Origin of the sequence: Pseudomonas sp. 2(2015) (genome assembly GCF_000955865.1) — a bacterium.
In the GTDB taxonomy this organism is placed as follows: Bacteria; Pseudomonadota; Gammaproteobacteria; order Pseudomonadales; family Pseudomonadaceae; genus Aquipseudomonas.
Window position 1 is genome coordinate 317,061 of record NZ_JYOF01000011.1, and the last position, 17,620, is coordinate 334,680.

Below are 17,620 nucleotides of genomic sequence, written 5' to 3' on the forward strand. Positions count from 1 at the left end.
AGTTTCCATGAGCCTTTCAAGCTTGCAGCGCAGAGCCGCTTTTCGTCGCCAGGTCGAAGCCCGCCAGGGGCTGCTGGTCGCCGGTGTATTCAATGCCCTGAGCGCACGGATTGCTGCCGATATCGGTTTTCAGGCCTTGTACCTGAGCGGCGCAGGGGTGACCAACATGGCGCTCGGCCTGCCGGACCTTGGTTTCGTCGGGCTGGACGAGATGGCTGCCCATGCCGCCCGGGTTCGCGATACCACCGACTTGGCGCTGATCGTCGATGCCGACACCGGCTTCGGCAATGCCCTGAACGTGCGCCACTCGGTACGGGTGCTGGAGCGCAGCGGGGCAGATGCCATCCAGTTCGAGGACCAGGTGCTGCCGAAGAAGTGCGGGCATTTCAATGGCAAGGAAGTGATCAGTTGCGCCGAGATGGTCGGCAAGCTCAAGGCGGCGGTCGATGCCCGCCAGGACCCGAACCTGCTGATCATCGCCCGCACCGATGCCTGCGCGGTAGAAGGCATGGAGGCGGCCATCGAGCGCGCCCACCGTTATGTGCAGGCGGGTGCCGATATCCTGTTCATCGAGGCCACCGAAAGCCTCGAGGACATCAGGCGCCTGCCGGCGCTGTTCAGCACGCCGAACCTGATCAACATCGTCATCGGTGGCAAGACCCCGACCTTGAGCCGCGATGAGCTGGCAGCGCTCGGCTACGGCATCGTGCTCTACGCCAATGCCGGCCTGCAGAGCGCCTCACTGGGCATGCAACGCGCCTTGGCTACGCTGCTGCGCGACGGCCGCCTGGACGAAGATCCGTCGCTGGTGGTGCCGTTCGCCGAGCGCCAGCGCCTGGTGAACAAGACGATGTTTGATCAACTTGAGCGTCACTACGCTGCGCCTGACAGGTAATTGAACTGCGGCGCCTGCCGCGTATCAACGTCCTTGCGTGCATCTGAATAACAACGTGTGAAACACCGAGACCCTGAAGTTTCGGTGGCGGTTTCCTTCGTCTGAAAACTGACTCAATACAATATTTAATAATCTGAGGTCGGAAGTGGTTATGGATAACCTGATTACGAAAGTTTCAGCAAGTAACACCTGTAACGTGAGCACTAGTGCACGTCGAACGCAGTTGGCGTCGCCGCCCATGCGTGTATTCAGCCATCAGCGCCTCGGGCAGATCCCGCAACTGGTCAGGCATGCGCCCCACCTGATGGAATCCATCAGCCTGGTGGCACGTGTACTGCCGTTCAAAGTCAACGATTACGTGGTCAACAAACTGATCGACTGGACGGATGTGCCAAACGATCCGATCTTTCGCCTGACCTTTCCCCAGGCGCAAATGCTTGACGCCGAAGACCTCGAACAACTGGCGTATTGCGTACGCAACGAGGTCGGTGAACAGCAACTTAACGCGCTCATCCAGCGCGTGCGCGACGGCATGAACCCGCACCCGGCGCACCAGCAGTTGAACGCGCCTTCCCTGGACGGGCAACTGCTGCAAGGGGTGCAGCACAAGTACGCGCAAACGGTGCTGTTCTTTCCCAGCCACGGTCAGACCTGTCACAGTTACTGCACTTTCTGTTTTCGCTGGCCGCAGTTCATTGGCGACAAGTCGCTGAAGTTTGCTTCAAACGATGGCGAACAGTTGCACCGCTACCTGGCGCGCCACCCTGAGGTGACCGACGTGCTGTTCACCGGCGGCGACCCCATGGTGATGACGGCCGCGCACCTGACGCGCTACCTGGAACCGTTTCTGCAGCCGGCGCTGAGCCATGTCACCACCATCAGGATCGGCACCAAGGCACTGAGCTACTGGCCGTACCGTTTCGTCAGCGACACCGATACGCCGCAGCTGATGGCGCTGTTGCGCCGCCTGGTGGACAGCGGCAAGAACGTCGCGCTCATGGCCCATTTGAACCATTGGCGGGAACTGACCACGCCAGTCGCCGAGGAAGCAGTGTTTGCCCTGCAGCAACTGGGCATCGTGATCCGTGCCCAGGGGCCGGTACTCAGGCACATCAACGACAGTGCCAGCACCTGGAAACGCAACTGGGAGCAGCAAGTGCGCCTGGGCATCGTGCCCTACTACATGTTCGTGGAGCGCGATACCGGCCCGCAGGACTACTTCCAGGTACCCCTGGCGCGGGCCCTGTCGATTTACAACGAGGCCATCGAATCCGTCTCGGGCCTGGCGAAAACCGCGCGGGGCCCCTCGATGAGCGCCGGGCCGGGCAAGGTCGAGGTCAGCGGAACCCTCGACCTGCAAGGGCAACGCTATTTCCTGCTGAAGTTTATTCAGGCGCGCGATACCCGCTGGCTCGGCAAGCCGTTCCTGGCCAGGTACAGCGAGACCGCCTGCTGGCTCGATCAACTGCAACCGCCGCAGGGGCAGTCGGAGTTTTTCTTCGAGGCCCAATACCGCCGGTTCGTCGAGCAAGGAGCACAACAAGCTACGCAAGCGCTCGTACGGGGTGAGGCATGAAGGCGCTGGCCTGCGAAATGGCCATCATCGGCGCCGGCTACTGTGGCTTGAGTGCGGCAATCGAGCTGGCTGGCCGGGGCTTTGGCGTACGCGTCTTCGAACGCGGCGAATGGGCGGGCAACGCCAGCGCCTTCAATTTCGGCTCGGTAGCGGCCATGCCCCCGGCCTTGCCCAATCGCGACGCGCAAGGCTCCCAAGGCGCCGATGCGCAGCAGCGCCTGCGCGCGGTGCTGGAGCCGATCAGCGAACTCAAGCGCCAGATCGACACCTTCGAATACGACTGCCAGTGGCGTCAGCCCGGGCACATTACCCTGGCAATGGATGATGATGCGGCGCGCACGCTCAAGCAGCGTCATGCCGAGGCGAGCACGCTGTTTGGCGGCGGTGTGCATTGGCTGGACGCCCGTCAGGTCAGTGCACAAACCGCTGCGCAAGGGGTGGTGGCGGGGCTGCTCAATGAGCACTTTGCCTTGATTGATCCCGCCGGTCTGCTGCTTGCCATGCGCAATCACGCCCAGGCCCTTGGCGTGCGCATCGACTACTCAAGCCCGGTGCTTGCGCTCGATCCGCAGGCAGACTCGGTCAACCTGCAGTTGCCTGCGGCGCGGGTCAACGCGGCGCGGGTACTGATCGCCAGCGAGGAAGCCTGGGGCCTCTGCACAGAGGCTGCGTTGCAACCGCTGACGATGTTCCAGACCCACCTGTGCGAAAGCCAGGTGCTCGGCGCGCGGGATTTGCAGCTGATATCCCGGCGTGCCCGCGTCTATGGCACCGCCACCGCCGACAAGGATTACTTTCGCGTGCACCACGGCCGCTTGTTGTTCGGCAGTCGCCTGGGCCTGGTACCGCTGGATGCCAGCCCCCAGGCCGTGGTCGTCGCCTTGCAGGCGCGGCTGGCGGGCTATTTCCCGTCTCTTGCGGCAATCCCGGTGGCCAGGGTGTGGTCGGGCAGCCTCGGCTTTACCGACAACGGCCTGCCGCGCCTGGGGGCCAGCGGCCCGGTGGCCTGGGGCGGTGGGTACTGCGGCAGTGGCATTGCCACGGCCGTGCAGTGCGGGCGGCAGTTGGCAAGGATGGCGACCGAGGCCGGTGTCACCACGGGCTCGCAACCGATGCAATCACACCAGCGCTGAGCCCGCCCGGGCGCGCTGCGGTTTCCTGAAGCATGCAGGGAGTGTGTTATCCATGAATACCTATGAAATCCCGTCGGTAGGCGCCAAGGGCGTGTCGCGTCACGGCGAGCGCTTCGACGTCATCGGCCTGGGCATCGGCCCGGCCAACCTGAGCCTGGCGGCGTTGCTGGAGCCTTGCAAAGGCTTCAAGAGCATGTTCTTCGAGCGCCGTGCCGACTTTCGCTGGCACGAGGGCATGATGCATGTGAACTCTTCGCTGACCACCAGCTTTCTCAAGGACCTGGTAACCCCGGCTGATCCTTGCAGCCCGTATTCGTTCATCGCGTTCCTGAAGAATACCGAGCGGTTCTACTCGTTCCTTAACGCGCGCTTTCCCACGGTGCGCCGCAAGGAGTTCGAGCAGTACATGGTCTGGGTCTGCCGGTCGCTGCACAACCTGACGTTCGACAGTGAGGTGCTGCGGGTGTCCAGGGATGGCAACGAGTGGGTGATCAACCACGCCAAGGGCACGGCGAGGACCGCCAACCTGGTGGTCGGTGCCGGCCAGCGGCCGTTCATTCCCAAGTGTGCGCAAGCCTGCCTGGGGCCGGCGGTGATGCATTCCTCACAGTTCGTGGTCAAGGCCCCGCAGGTGAGCGGCAAGCGCGTGGTGGTCATCGGTGGCGGCCAGAGCGGGGCGGAACTGATGCAGATGATGCTCAACCTGCCAGAAGCGAGCGCACCGGCGTCGCTGGTGTGGATCAGCCGGCGCAGCAACTTTTTGCCGATGGACGACTCGCCCTTTGTCAATGAGTGGTTTGTCCCCGGCTACAGCGATCACTTTTTCGGCTTGCCCGCCGAGCAACGGCAAGGCGCACTCGCCCAGCAGCACATGGCCAGTGACGGGGTGGTCCAGGCCTTGCTCGAAAGCATCTACCGGCGCCTTTACGAGGTGACCTACATCGAGGGGCGCAATCAATTCTGCCGGCTGCTGCCCGGGTCCACCCTGGAGTCGCTGCGCACGGTCGACGACGGGCTGGCGCTGCGTATCGGCAATGCCACCGGCACGCGCAACCTGGGTGCCGACCTGGTGCTGCTGGCGACCGGTTCCGAGTTTCAGATGCCGGCAGCGCTGCAGCCGCTGCGTTTCGAGATGGCAACGAAAAATGGCCTGCCCGAGCTCAGCGCAGACTATTCGGTGAAATGGTCGCGAGCCGACCACCCACGGCTGTTCTTCCAGAACGCCGCGCGTCACCTGCGCGGCATCGCCGACCCGAACCTGAGCCTGGCCGCCTGGCGCAGCGCCAAGATCGCCAATGCCGTGCTCGGCAAGCCGCACTACGACGTCGGCACGCCGCCGGGGCTGGTCGAGTGGGGCGCAGAAGCGGCGCCGCCGACGTTCCTGATGCAAGACCAACAACTGACTGAATGAAGGACCACATCATGTCTGAAGCACCTTACATCCTCTATCTCGACACCCGTGCCCTGGCCGGCGAAAGGATCGCCGAAATCGCCGCGGGCCATGCGCTTGGCTTCAAAGTGCTGGTTGCCACGCCCACGCCAGAGGTGTTCAAGTCCATGGGTTGCGCAGGGCTGATCGCCACTCGCCTGGGCGACTATGACGCCGCTCAGGAGGCGATTCTTGGCTACCTCGACGAGCAGCGCATCACGCTCTCAGGCATCGTTGCCTGGAAGGACCTGGAGGTCGAACTGGCCAGCCGCCTGAGCCAGCGCCTGGGCCTGGTGGGGAGCTCGGCCGAGGCCGCTGCCAATGTGCGTGACAAGGCGCGCACGCGCCGCTGCCTGGACGCGGTGGCCAACGCCAACCCCCGTTACGCCGTGGTCAGCGACGAACAGGCGTTCCTTGACGGCCTGCAAAGCGTCGGCCTGCCAGCCTTGCTCAAGCCTGCCGGCAACTCGGGCAGCCGCGGCATCTTTGTGCTCGACCAAGGCTGCGATGCGCTGCAGGTGTACCGCGCCTTCCGTGCCTACAACACTGCGGACAAAGGCGAGATGTACGCGCTGTATGGCGAGCATGCGCTGCTTGAGGAACAACTGGTCGGCAGCGAGCACTCGGTGTCGGGGCTGGTCGCCGACGGCCGGGTGGTGATCAACGCAATCATCGACAAGACATTCGACCGCTCGATCCCGATCCAGTACGAAAACACCACACCTTCGCAGCTCGACGGCGCGCTGCAGGAACGTATCTGCGCCATGGTTCGCGCGGCGGTCGCGGCCACCGGCATTGACTGGTGCGGCTTTCATGTCGACCTGATGGTCACCGCCCAAGGGCCGAAGATCCTCGAGATCGGCGGGCGCCTGGGCGGCGAGTTCATCAACTCGCACCTGCTGCCCAACAGCCTGCTGGGCTACTCCCCGTATCAGGCCGTGCTGCAACTGGCGTGCGGGGTGATCCCGGACGGCTGCGTGGATCGCATCGCCAGCGCCGCTACCCGCGCCGGGCAACGGGTGATCATGCCGCCGCGCACCGGCCAGGTGACCCGGGTCGAAGGCTACGAACGCCTGTGGAAACGCAGCGAGATGCGCTTTCTTCAGGTGGTGGCCGGCGAGGGCGCGCAAATGGCCTTGCCCGCCGAGCGCTTCAAGGCCTACGAAATTGCCTATCTGATTGCCCAGTGCGCCTTGGAGGACGATATCCACGCGGTGCTCGGGCAGTTGGCCAGCGAAGTCAAGGTGGACATTGTTCAGCAACGGGAGGCGTCACATGTCTGAGGTCACGGCAAAACAATACCTGCTGGTACCGGCGATGCCGGCGCCGAACGGCCGGCTGCACCTTGGCCACGTCGCCGGCCCGTACCTGAACCTGGACATACTGGCGCGCCACCTGCGCCGCGAAGGCCACCGGGCCAGCATCGTCTGCGCCAGCGACCCCTTCGACTCCTACATTCCGCTGCGCGCCCAGCAGGCGGACGTCGATCCCGCGTCGCTGGCCCAGGAAAGCTGCGCAGGGATCATCAACGACCTGGCCTACATGAACATCCAGGTCGACCTGTTCGTCGATCCGCTCGACCCCGAGCACCGCGAGCAATACCTGGCCGCGCATGTCGACCTGGTCGATCGCTTGAGCGCCCAGGGCCAGGTGAGCTGCGTCGAAGAACAAATGCCGTGGTCCACCGCCAGGCAGACGTTTGTCAGTGGCAGCTTTCTGACCGGGCACTGCCCGCAGTGCGATCAGGCCATTTCCGGGTTCTTCTGTGAAGACTGCGGCGCACATTTCGAGCCGGACCAGGTGCGCGCGCCACGTGCACGCTGGGGCGAAGAGGTGCCCGCGCGGGCACTGGACAACCTGTTCTTCCAGATCCGCGAGCCGCAGGCGCTGCTCGCGCAGTTGCAGGCCACCCAGACCCCAGACCCATTCATCGACATCGCCCGGCGCCATCTAAGCCGGCTGCCAGCCCGGGTACGGGTCACCAACCATGCCGGATGGGGCTTGCCCTATCAGCTGGACGGCCAGGCGCGGACGCTGTTTGGCCATGGCCTGCTGTTTGGCGCGGTGCGTTTTGTCGGCGACTGCTTTGCCCGGGCGACGGGCCTGGCGCAAAACCCGTTCGATCGCGACTCGCCGGTCATCACGGTCAATGGTTTTGGCATCGACAACAGTGTTTCGCACCTGGTCAGCATCCAGGCGATGGCCATGGCCGACGGCCTTTCCAAGCCGTTCGAGCACTTTCTCATCAACCACTTCTACACGCTGGAGGGGCGCAAGTTTTCCACCAGCCTCGGCTGGGCGGTGTGGGTCGAGGACATGGCCCGCGAAGGGCGGGTACCTTGCGATGCCCTGAGGTACTTCCTGGCCAGCACCAGCCCGATTCACCAGCGCACGGATTTCACCCGGCAAGACTTCGAGCAGTTCCTCAATGGCCGCTACGCGGGCCTGATCGAGCGGGTGAACACGGCACTCGGCGGTGCCGCCAAGGCTGCGGCGGTCGATGCGCCGGTGATGGCTGCATTCGATGCAGCCTACGCCGAGCAGGCCCAGGCCCTGACCTTCGCCAGCTTCGATCCGCAGGCGGTGAGCCGCAGCATCGCCGGCTGGGAGGCGCTGTTCGCCAGCCTGGCTGACGACAACAGTCGGTACTGGTGGCTCAAGGGCCTGGCGGTGCTGGCCTGTCCGTTGCTGCCGACGCTGGCGCAGGCGATCTGGCACAGGCTAGGGCAGCCGGGTGAGGTCAGCGTGCAGGCGTTCAAGCAGCAACGCCGCGCTGCAACCCGAGCCGTCGCCAACGGCCAACTGGAGGCCAGCTCATGAAACCTGCCCTTGAAGGATTGCTCATCGTCGACCTGACCCGGGTACTGGCGGGCCCGTTCTGTACCATGCTGCTGGCCGACCATGGGGCGCGGGTCATCAAGGTCGAGCAGCCGGGCAAGGGCGACGACGCCCGCGCCTATGGCCCGTGGTTTGGCAATAAGTCTGCCTATTTCTCGTCGCTCAATCGCGGCAAGCAAAGCATCGCCCTGGACCTGAAGAAGGCCGAAGACCGGCAGATCTTCGAAGACCTGCTGGAGCACGCCGATGTGCTGACCGAGAACTTTCGCCCAGGCACCATGGAAAAGCTCGGTTATGGCTGGGATACCCTGCATGCGCGCTACCCGCGGCTGATCTACGGCGCCGCCTCGGGGTTCGGGCACACCGGTTCGTCATCCCAGCGGCGCGCCTACGACATGATCGTCCAGGGCATGGGCGGGATCATGAGCGTCACCGGTGAACCAGGACGCACCCCGGTGCGCGTCGGGGTGTCGATCGGCGATATCAGCGCTGGCCTGTTTCTTACCTGCGGGCTGCTGATGGCCTTGCTCAAGCGCCAGCACAGCGGGCATGGCGCGAAGGTCGATATCGCCATGTTCGATTGCCAGCTGGCCCTGATGGAATACTTCATCGGGCGCTATTTCGCCACTGGCGAGGTGACCGGGCCGGTGGGCAGCTACCGGCCGGCGATCGCCCCACCGTTTGGCGTGTACCAGGCGCTCGATGGCGGGCTGATCATCGCGGCCGGCAACGACAAGCTGTTTGCCGTGCTGTGCGAGGCCATTGAGCGCCCGGACATGCTGCTCGATCCGCGCTTCTCGAGCGCCGAAGCACGCAAGGACAACGAGGCACTGCTGGCACAGACGCTCAATGCCGCCCTGGCGGCAAAACCGGTCAGCGCCTGGACCGAGCACTTCGCTGCGGCCGGGCTGCCCGCTGGCCCGATCAACCGCGTCGACCAGGCCGTCGCCCATCCGCAGGTGGCCGAGCGCAACATGCTCATCGACATCGACGACCCGCAAGTGGGGCGCTACCGCCTGGTGGGTTCGCCGATCAAGATTTCTGACGCGCCTGACCCACGCAAGCGTCGCGCCGCACCGGCACTGGACCAGGATCGCGAGGCGATCCTCAAGCAACTGTCACGCTCCATTCGGGAGGTAAAAGCATGAACGGCATTGCCAACCCCAAGGTCAAGCCACTGCCCGCCGAGTCGCATGTACCGGGTGTGGTGCTGCGCCAGGCGGACTTCGCCGGACTGGGCGCAGGGGTCACGCCGTTCAGGGGCGGGCTGTTTACCGTGGCGCCCCAGTGCACCTCGCGCCCGGACAAGCACGCAGTACGCGAATGCTGGATGATCGCCAACGGCGGCGGGGTGCTGGAATACCAGGGCAGCACGCTGCGGGTCGAGCAGGGCGATGTGCTGCTGTTCGAGCCGCATCACCAGCACCAGATTCACAATGATGGTGTGCAACCGCTGGTCATCAGCACCGTTTGGTGGAATGTCCATGCAGGCTGACCTGGTGGTGGTCGGCGCCGGCATTGTCGGCGCGACCCTGGTGGCCCGGGTACGCCAGTGCTTGCCCGGTTTGTCACTGATGCTGGTCGATGACGGCCAGCGCGCCAGTGCCTCGGCGCTGTCGGCGGGCCTGGTGACGCCGTTTTGCGGCGCGGGCAGCCGGCGCCGGCGCTCGGAGCTGGCCTTCGCCCATTACCAGGCACTGAGCCAGCGCTGGCCGGGGGTCGACAAGGTTGCGTTCAGCTTTGTCGCCAGCGAGGGGCAAAGGCCGCTGTTGTTCGACGCCAAGCCACTCGAAGGCCGCCTGGCAGCGCTCATGCACCAGTACCGCGGCGCCTCGGCCAAGCCGGCCTTGTTCCAGGCCGGGCATGCCTTTGTCATCGATGTTCCGGGCCTGGTGAGCGCTTACCTGGCACCTGGCGAGGGTCGCCTGACCCGGCTTGCCGCCCGGGTTGAGCGACTGGACGGCGATGGCCGTGCCTGGTGCCTGCAGACCAGCGCCGGCGCGGTGACAGCGCGGCGCGTGATCTTCGCCAGCGGTGCCCGCAGCAACGCGTTGCTGGGGGCAATCCCGGGCAGCCTGATCAAGAAGATCGTGGCGTTCGACCTGCAAGCTGCACAGCTACCGGACCCAACGCAAGGGGTCATCTACATGCCAGCGCGCAAGGCCTTTGTGATGCCCAACCAGCGCCGCGATGGCTGGCTGTTAAGCATCACCTCTGCCGACTGGCGCGCTGTCGCTGACGGTCGCGTCGAAGCCTTGCCCGACGAAGCGCGCGAAGCGCAGAGCATTCTCCAACAAGAGCTGCCCGGCCTGCCCATCCGTTCGCTGCGCGCGCGCGCGGCATTTGACAGCTACTGCGCCGATGGCGAACCCAGGGTCGTGTGCCTGCCCGGCGGGCCTGGCGCCTGTGCGTTGGTCGGTGCTTCCGGCTCGGGGGTGCGTTTTGCCCCGGCGCTGGCAAACGAAGCGCTGGTGGCGGTCGGGCTGCTGGCCGATGCCAGCGCCCCGGGCTTTATCAATCATTGCAAGGAAACCTGAGCATCATGCATGCAGCAACAGCGCTGGCGGCCATTGCGCCGTCATTCATATTGATCCTGATCGGTGTCGTGCTCAGGCGTGGCGAGTGGCTGGACAGCGGCTTCTGGAAGGGCGCCGAGAAGCTCACCCACTGGCTGTTCTTTCCGGCGTACCTGGTGCATACCATCGCCACCGCCGGCACCATGGGCAGCACGGCCAAATCGACGGTGCTGATCCTCGGTGCGGTCACCCTGGTGATTACCTTGGGCGTACTGCTGGGCTGTCGCTACCTGCGCGTGGTGCATGCAACCTTCACCTCGATCATGCAGGGCTCGGTGCGCTTCAACAGTTTCATCTTCCTGTCGGTGGCCTCGCAGTTGCTCACGCCCGAGGACTACGGCGTTGCAGCGGTGGTGGTTGCCTACATGGTGGCGATTTCCAATACCGTGGTATTGCTGGCGTTCGGCAGCAGGGACGGCTCGGTGTGGGGGATTGTCCTGAAGGTTTGCCTCAACCCGCTGATCCTCGCCAGTGGCGCGGGGCTTGCCCTCAACCTGAGCGGCGTGCTGCTGCCGCAAGCGCTTGCCCAGCCGCTGAGCGCACTGGGTGCACCGGCCTTGCCGTTGAGCCTGATCTGCGTCGGGGCGGCCTTGCAGATACCCAGCGGCGAGTTTGCCCGCTTGTGCAAGACCGGCTTGCTCACCGCCAGCATCCGCCTGGGGCTGTTCCCGCTGCTGGCCTATGCGCTGATCAGCGCCTGGCCCGTGCCGCCCTTGGTCGCGACGCTGGTGCTGCTGTACTCGGTAGCGCCCTGTGCGAGCAATTCATATGTGCTGGCAACCCAGTATGGTGGCGATCATCGGCTGATGGCGTTCGTCGTGGCGGTGTCCACGGTGCTGTCGTTCGTGCCGATGTTCCTGCTGGCCGGCTCGCTATCAGTGATGGCCGTACCCTGATCGGTGTGCCCGGTGGCCTCAACGATTGTCGAGGGCGCCACCGGGCAGTGGCCGAGGAACGCACGCAAGCCTTGCTGGTATTGCTCAGGCGGCATCAGCTCGCTGTCTTTGACAATCACCAAGGACTGGCCCTGGCTCACCATCGGCGCGCTGGCCACGAGGTAGCAGTACGGCGACTCCTGCACCTGCACGATCTGCTCCCAGGCCAGGACGCTGGTGCCGACGCCGGCTTTGTCGAGGCTAAAGCCCTGCTCGTCGAAGCGCAGGCAATAGCTGCCTTCGATCGATTTCAGCGGCGCGCGCAAGCGGGCTTCGATCAGCCGCTGATTGAGCCCGCGCAACGGTGCCCGGGGCTTGGCGTGGTTGGCGGCGATGCGTGCTTGCAGGTGCTTGATCCAGCGCCCGGAAAAACGCCACCAGAGCGGGATGAACAGCAGCACGAACAGCCCCAGGGTGATGACTTTTTGCGGGGTGAAGCGTCGTTCGGGGAAATAGATCGCCAGCAGGCCGCCGACCAGGCACAGGGTGAACATCAGCGGGCCGACCAGGCGGCTTTGCCAACGGGCAAAGGTGGCCATGGCCCGCGCTTGTTGCTGGTCCTGCTTGAGCAATTCATGCTCGAGCCGTTCGGCCATCCAGGTGTGAAGATGGGCGGCGGTGATGCTGAAGTGCAGTTCCATGGCGGCGTTGATCCGAGGTCCGTGTTCGGTGGGGGCGGCAGTCTACCGGCTTTTGCAGCCTGACGACCCCGTTTCAGGCGGGGAACTGCTCGATATGGCGCTCTACCCACGCGTACAGGCACTCATCGAGGTGCGCGCGCTGCTCACTGAAGCGCTGCTGGCAGGTGTTGAACAGCGCATCCTGGTTGACCCGAACGGCAAGCTCTGCGGCGCTTTCGCCCCCGGCATGGGCTGCCCGCAGTTGTTGCTGGCGTTGCTCGGCCTGGTCCAGGGTATCGGCCAGCGCATCCCGCTGCAGGTGCCGAAGCTGGGCGATGGCCTGCGGCAAATGAAAGTGCAGGGCACAGTCAAAGCCTTCCCAGTCCTCGAAGGCCAGCCATTCGTGCAACACCATGAAGCAGCGGGTAGCCGGGGGCAGTTGCTCCAGCCGTGCGAAGTCCAGCCAGTACGGGCGCGGCAGTTGCTCGGCGGTTTCCAGCGCCTGGGCAATCAGGTCCAGGGCGCGGCCCTTGTCCTGGTGATGCTGGCGCAAGATGCGCTCGGTAAGGCTGTAGCGCATGTGCTCGATGGCGCTCAAGGCGCGGCTCAGGTCATAGCCTGCGCCATGCAGGTGCGCCCGGGCCTGATCGGCGGGCAGCCCGGACCTGTCCACCAGCATCTGCAGCAGCTCGGCCTTGTAGCACTCGGCGGCCTGCTGCGGGTCGCCTGCGCAGCGCTCCAGCAAGGCCAGGGCATGGCGCAGGCCGATGGGGATGGCGCTGCGCAGTTGCTGCAGGGCCTGGGTGTCGGTCGGGTCCATTGACTGGCTACCTCGGGGAGTTGTCTATGTTTGGCGAACCTGTCACGGCACCTGCAAGCTCGGCAGCGCGGCCCGACCCTGCGCCGAGAGCAGCGGCTGCAGTTGTTGCCAGGTGAAGCTCAGGTCGACATCACAGCCATCGCCGCTGGGCTGGTTGGCCAGGCGCAGGCCCTGGGTGTCGAAACTCAGGTCGTAGCTGCTGTAGCTGGCGACATCCGGGCAATCGCTGTCTGCGCTGGCCTGGGTCTGCAACCAGCTGGCGAATTTTTTCGGCAGTTCGACATGCCCGGTGTAGGGGCTGTCCCACGCAAAGCGCGTACCGATCCAGGTCCAGGGGTCGACGCTTTCGCCGGTTTGCAGGTTCCAGCTGTGCAGGCCCCAACTGATGCCGCCGCGACCATAGCCTGCGCTCCAGCGGTAGAACCTGACGGTGATCCACTGCGATGACCAATAGGTGGGTTCGACACTGATCTCGCTGGTTGCGGCGGAGCCGTTGCGGCCGAGGAATTCGCGGCGTTCGCTGAAGAACGTTTTCTGGCCCTCGGGGCTTGCGGCCAGGCGGGCCAGGTGTTGATTGATTTTATGGATGGCCGGGCTGTCGCCGTTGAGCTTCAAGGTGACCTGGGCGCCTTGGGTGCGTACTTGATAGGCGTGCGTACCGAAGGTCTTTTTCTCGACCTTGACCGGCAGCGGGGCTGCCTCCATCGGCTGGTTGAAGGCGTCGCCACCACAGCCTTCGGTGCTGGTGCGTGTCAGCGCCAGAGGTAGCGGCGTGGCGCCCGGGGCCTTGCGCCAGGTTCCGCTCAGGTGATCGCCCTGGGGTGCGTCCAGGTGCCAGAAACCCGTATTGCCGTGTTCGGCCCAGGGTTCGCCGGGGTTTTCCTGGGCTAGCGGGATCGGCGTGAGAAAGCGCTGGTAGTAGTAGCTACCGTTGCGCTCGGGGGCGGCGTTGAAACAGGCGGTGATTGGCGCTTTGCCCAGAGTGCCTTGCCAGACGCCGGCAAGGTCGCTGGATGCGGCACTGGCGTAGCCACACGCACCAGCGAGAGTCAGCAGGGCCAGGGGCTTGAGCATGAGGATCGGACTTCCGGTTGTCTGACGGGCAGGCATGATAGCCAATGATTGGCTCCTGGGGTATTGAGCCAATAGCTGCCCTTGCTCCACTCGCCCCTGATCCCACCGTCTAGCGGGGGCTAAAGACCCGGTTCACGCCCCCACCATCAAGCACGGCATCGATCAGCGCCCGCGCCGTCTCGATGTGCTGGCCGGCGCCGTACACCAGGGAGTGGTCGTTGAGCGTCAGGTGGTCGAGCGCGTCGCTGACCGTGGCCTCGGCGCATTCCAGCAACTGGCAGGCATGCAGCAGTGCTTCTTCGGCAGGAATACCGGCGCGAACAGTGAACATGTGATTGCTGCCAAACGGGGTGCTGGCGGTGGTTGCGGTGGAAAGGTCGAGGCTGGGGGGATCGGGGACTGGCTTTTTCATGGTTGACCTCTATGTAGGAGTGGAGCAACCACGACTCGCTGCTAAACGAAGGGTGGCAGCTGTACGCGGGTTAGCAGACCGGTCATAGAGGACCCCGGCGCACCCGAAGGCGCCCCACGTACAACCGCCATAACAGCGGTGTGCCGTCGACCTCATATGAATGTTCCGGACTGCTAAATCCGATCGTTGATTTTCCAACGACGGCAGCAGCCTAGGGCCATAAAAGGCTCGGCACAACAGCGCAACGGCGGCGGAAGTATGATTCAGAACGGTCTTACAGAAAACACCTACATAATCGCGATTTGTCGCCGATCACTGTGGGAACAATTGACTGTCACCGCCCGATTGAGCGTCACGCGCTTACAAACTCCCCACCAACTGCCCGCCATCTACCGCCAGCACCGCACCCGACATATAAGTGCCGGCCTGGCTGGCCAACAGCAGGAACGGCCCTTCAAGTTCCGCCAGTTGCCCCAGGCGACGCATGGGCACCGCGTCGCGAATGTAGGCCTGGCCCTTTGCACTGTCGAAATAGGCGTCGTTCATCTCGGTCTTGAAGTAGCCCGGTGCAATGGCGTTGACTCGTATCTCATAACGCGCAAGCTCAAGGGCCAATGACTTGGTCAACTGCACAACACCAGCCTTTGCGGCGCAGTAGTGGCTGTAGCCAGTACCCACGCGCACACCGAGCATGGAGGCGATGTTGACGATGCTACCGCCACGCCCGGCCTGCGCCAGGCGCTGGGCGGCGCATTGGGCCACGCGCCAGACGCCGTCGAGGTTGGTCGAGAGCATGGCGCGCCAGTCCTCTTCGCTGATCTCCAGCACCCGCTGGCCCTGGCCGATGCCGGCATTGTTGAGCAGCACATCCACCACCCCGAAGGCCGCCTGGGCGGCATCGAACGCGGCTTCGACGCTGGCCCGTTCGGTCACATCCATCGCTACGGCAATGGCCTGGCTACCGTCTTCACCGATGATTTGCGCCAGTTCCTGCAAGCGCTCGACCCGCCGCGCCGCGAGCACCACCCGGGCACCGGCGCGCCCGGCGACGCGGGCCAGGTGCGCGCCAATGCCACTGGAAGCGCCGGTTACCATCAGCGTACGGCCGGCAAGAGAGAAGGTGCAGCCAAGGTCTAGGTTTTGTTTCATCGAGCAGGTCCTGGTTGTCAAAGGGGCTGGCTCAGTAGCGTTCGATACGGGTTTTGCCGGCGGCTACCAGGCGCTCGAGCAACGGCGCCGGGGTGAACCACATCTGGCCATAGTCGCCCAGCGCCGTGCGATAGTGCTGGATACCGGCCAGGACCTTGTCCAGGCCGAACTGCTCGGCGTAGTGCATCGGGCCACCGAGATGGGCCGGGAAACCATAGCCGTTGATCCACACCAGGTCGATGTCGCCAGCGCGCAGGGCAATGCCTTCGTCGAGCAGTTGCATGCCTTCGTTGATCAACATGAACAGGCAGCGGGCATGTATCTCGCCGTCATCGATGCGCCGTCGGGGGATGTGCAGTTCACCGGCCAGGCGCTCGGCCAGGGCCACCACTTCGTAGTCGGCGTGGCGCTCGCGACCTTCATATTGATAGAAGCCGCGTCCGGTTTTCTGCCCATGGCGGCCCAGGCGGTAGAGCTCGTCACCGATGCGGCAGTAGCTGTCGTCATGGGCAATGGCCGCGCGGTTGGCATCACGTACCAGGAAGTTCACGTCGATACCGGCGAGGTCGAGCATGCTGAACACTCCCATGTTCAGGTCCAGGGCGCTGAGCACGCCGTCGACCTGGGCCGGGGTCGCGCCTTCGAGCACCAGGCGGTGGGCTTCGCGGGCGTAGGGTTCGAGCATGCGGTTGCCGATAAAACCGAAGCACACGCCCGACACCACCGGGATCTTGCCAATGATCCGGGCGATTTTCAGGGTGGTCGCCAGCACATCGCCAACAGTCCTGTCGGCGTTGACCACTTCCAGCAAGCGCATGACGTTGGCCGGGCTGAAGAAGTGCAGGCCGATAACGTCTTGCGGGCGCGAGGTCACGGCGGCGATCTGGTCGACGTCCAGCGACGAGGTGTTGGTCGCCAGAATCGTGCCCGGTTTGCACACCCGATCCAGCTGGCGGAACACCTCCTGCTTGACCTGCAGCTGCTCGAACACGGCCTCGATCACCAGGTCGGCATCGACCAGGTCGTCGTAGTCAAGGGTGCCGCTGAGCAGGGCCATGCGCTGTTCCCGTTGGGCTTCGCTCAAGCTGCCACGCTTGACGCTGATGCCGTAGGTCTGGCGGATCTGCGCCAGGCCGCGGTCCAGGGCGTCCCCTTGACGTTCCAGGAGCGTAACCGGGATACCGGCATTGGCGAAGTTCATGGCGATGCCGCCACCCATGGTGCCGGCACCGATCACCGCGACCCGGTTGATGGTGCGCAGCGGGGTATCGGCGCCGATGCCCGGGACTTTGCCAGCCTCGCGTTCGGCAAAGAACACATGGCGCAGTGCTTCAGACTGGCGCGAGGCCTCTGCCTGCTTGAACAACGCAAGCTCGCGCTGCAGGCCTTGGGCCAACGGCAGCGTGCAAGCGGCCTGGACCGCCGACACCACCAGGCGCGGTGCCAGGCGGGTTTTCCAGCGTGGCGCGTTGACGCTCAAGTAACTGTCGAAGTAGTCCGCCGCCAGCCCCTTGGCGGGTTCCGGGAAGGGGGCGGGCGGCTGGGCCGGTGCGTTGCCGGTGAGCAGTTCGCGGGCAAAGCTGCAGGCGTATTCGAGCAGTTGCTCCGGGCTGGGCGCGAGGCGGTCGAGGATACCCAGCTCATGGGCGCGTTGGGCAGGCAGCGGGGCGCCGTTGATCATCAGTTCCAGCGCCGGCTGTGCGCCGATCAGCCGCGGCAGGCGCTGGCTGCCACCGGCGCCGGGCAACAGGCCGAGGGTGATTTCCGGCAGGCCGACACGGGTCTGCGGTTCGCCAACGCGATAGCCGCAGGCCAGCGCCAGTTCCAGGCCGCCGCCCAGGGCCAGCTTGCCGATGGCCGCGACTATCGGCTTGTCGAGGTGGGTCAGGCGGGTGAGCAGGCCGGGCAGATCCGGCGTGGCGAAGGATGCCGGACTGCCGAACTCGCCGATGTCGGCGCCGGCGCTGAACAGCCCATTGGCGCCGAACAGCACGATGGCCTGTACCGCGTGGTCGGCACCGGCCTGTTCGCAGGCTTCAAGCAGGGCAGCGCGCAGTGGCTGGCCGAGGGCATTGACCGGTGGCCGGGCGAGGCCGATCAGGGCCAGGTTGTCTTGCAGGTGGTAGGTGACCAGCGGGTTCATGGTGACTCCTTGGCAAAGCG

Annotated in this window: 16 protein-coding genes; 10 read left to right on the plus strand and 6 right to left on the minus strand. The window is 64.8% G+C overall.

From position 1 onward, the window contains the following. The first annotated feature begins 7 nt into the window (after positions 1 to 7). The 10 genes from UB48_RS16440 (at position 8) to UB48_RS16485 (ending at position 11,343) form a co-directional block, all read left to right on the plus strand. Positions 8 to 895, plus strand: a complete 888-nt coding sequence (locus UB48_RS16440) for an oxaloacetate decarboxylase (RefSeq protein ID WP_045198924.1) — start codon at positions 8 to 10, stop codon at positions 893 to 895. A 238-nt stretch (positions 896 to 1,133) separates the two neighbouring features. Next, entirely contained in the window at positions 1,134 to 2,471 is a 1,338-nt protein-coding gene (locus UB48_RS16445) for a KamA family radical SAM protein (RefSeq protein ID WP_045198925.1), read from the plus strand. Further along, a complete protein-coding gene (locus UB48_RS16450) occupies positions 2,468 to 3,604 on the plus strand; it encodes an FAD-binding oxidoreductase (RefSeq protein ID WP_052676531.1) in 1,137 nt (378 codons plus the stop codon). Before UB48_RS16445 ends, UB48_RS16450 begins: the two co-directional genes overlap by 4 nt. A 52-nt stretch (positions 3,605 to 3,656) precedes the next feature. Then, the gene (locus UB48_RS16455) at positions 3,657 to 5,015 is read left to right on the plus strand and encodes a lysine N(6)-hydroxylase/L-ornithine N(5)-oxygenase family protein (protein WP_045198927.1); all 1,359 of its coding nucleotides are present in this window, start codon (positions 3,657 to 3,659) and stop codon (positions 5,013 to 5,015) included. A gap of 11 nt (positions 5,016 to 5,026) precedes the next feature. Continuing rightward, the gene (locus UB48_RS16460; RefSeq protein WP_045199087.1) at positions 5,027 to 6,316 is read left to right on the plus strand and encodes an acetyl-CoA carboxylase biotin carboxylase subunit family protein; all 1,290 of its coding nucleotides are present in this window, start codon (positions 5,027 to 5,029) and stop codon (positions 6,314 to 6,316) included. After that, positions 6,309 to 7,853: a methionine--tRNA ligase gene (locus tag UB48_RS16465; RefSeq protein ID WP_052676532.1), complete on the plus strand. Its 1,545-nt coding sequence runs from the start codon at positions 6,309 to 6,311 to the stop codon at positions 7,851 to 7,853. Before UB48_RS16460 ends, UB48_RS16465 begins: the two co-directional genes overlap by 8 nt. Beyond that, entirely contained in the window at positions 7,850 to 9,019 is a 1,170-nt protein-coding gene (locus UB48_RS16470) for a CaiB/BaiF CoA-transferase family protein (RefSeq protein WP_045198930.1), read from the plus strand. Before UB48_RS16465 ends, UB48_RS16470 begins: the two co-directional genes overlap by 4 nt. After that, positions 9,016 to 9,366, plus strand: a complete 351-nt coding sequence (locus tag UB48_RS16475; RefSeq protein WP_052676533.1) for a cupin domain-containing protein — start codon at positions 9,016 to 9,018, stop codon at positions 9,364 to 9,366. Before UB48_RS16470 ends, UB48_RS16475 begins: the two co-directional genes overlap by 4 nt. Beyond that, positions 9,356 to 10,408 (plus strand): FAD-binding oxidoreductase, encoded by a 1,053-nt coding sequence (locus UB48_RS16480; protein ID WP_045198933.1) that lies wholly within the window; start codon positions 9,356 to 9,358, stop codon positions 10,406 to 10,408. The genes UB48_RS16475 and UB48_RS16480 overlap by 11 nt, the downstream gene beginning before the upstream one ends. Before the next feature lie 5 nt (positions 10,409 to 10,413). Further along, the gene (locus UB48_RS16485) at positions 10,414 to 11,343 is read left to right on the plus strand and encodes an AEC family transporter (protein WP_045198935.1); all 930 of its coding nucleotides are present in this window, start codon (positions 10,414 to 10,416) and stop codon (positions 11,341 to 11,343) included. On the opposite strand, the gene UB48_RS16490 is transcribed toward UB48_RS16485, so the two are convergent. The 6 genes from UB48_RS16490 to UB48_RS16515 form a co-directional block, all read right to left on the minus strand. Then, on the minus strand, positions 11,244 to 12,023 hold the full coding sequence (locus UB48_RS16490) for a YcxB family protein (RefSeq protein WP_275559977.1): 780 nt from the start codon (positions 12,021 to 12,023) through the stop codon (positions 11,244 to 11,246). The two genes, UB48_RS16485 and UB48_RS16490, sit on opposite strands and share 100 nt — an antisense overlap. Positions 12,024 to 12,096: 73 nt before the next feature. Further along, complete coding sequence (locus UB48_RS16495; protein ID WP_045198937.1) at positions 12,097 to 12,822, minus strand: hypothetical protein; 726 nt, start codon at positions 12,820 to 12,822, stop codon at positions 12,097 to 12,099. Between the two features lie 42 nt (positions 12,823 to 12,864). Next, on the minus strand, positions 12,865 to 13,896 hold the full coding sequence (locus UB48_RS16500; protein ID WP_045198938.1) for a hypothetical protein: 1,032 nt from the start codon (positions 13,894 to 13,896) through the stop codon (positions 12,865 to 12,867). 109 nt (positions 13,897 to 14,005) lie between these two features. After that, positions 14,006 to 14,308, minus strand: a complete 303-nt coding sequence (locus tag UB48_RS16505; RefSeq protein WP_052676534.1) for a DUF3077 domain-containing protein — start codon at positions 14,306 to 14,308, stop codon at positions 14,006 to 14,008. Positions 14,309 to 14,668: 360 nt separating this feature from the next. Beyond that, the gene (locus tag UB48_RS16510; protein ID WP_045198941.1) at positions 14,669 to 15,457 is read right to left on the minus strand and encodes an SDR family NAD(P)-dependent oxidoreductase; all 789 of its coding nucleotides are present in this window, start codon (positions 15,455 to 15,457) and stop codon (positions 14,669 to 14,671) included. A 31-nt stretch (positions 15,458 to 15,488) separates the two neighbouring features. Next, a complete protein-coding gene (locus UB48_RS16515) occupies positions 15,489 to 17,600 on the minus strand; it encodes a 3-hydroxyacyl-CoA dehydrogenase NAD-binding domain-containing protein (protein ID WP_045198943.1) in 2,112 nt (703 codons plus the stop codon). Positions 17,601 to 17,620: the final 20 nt, after the last annotated feature.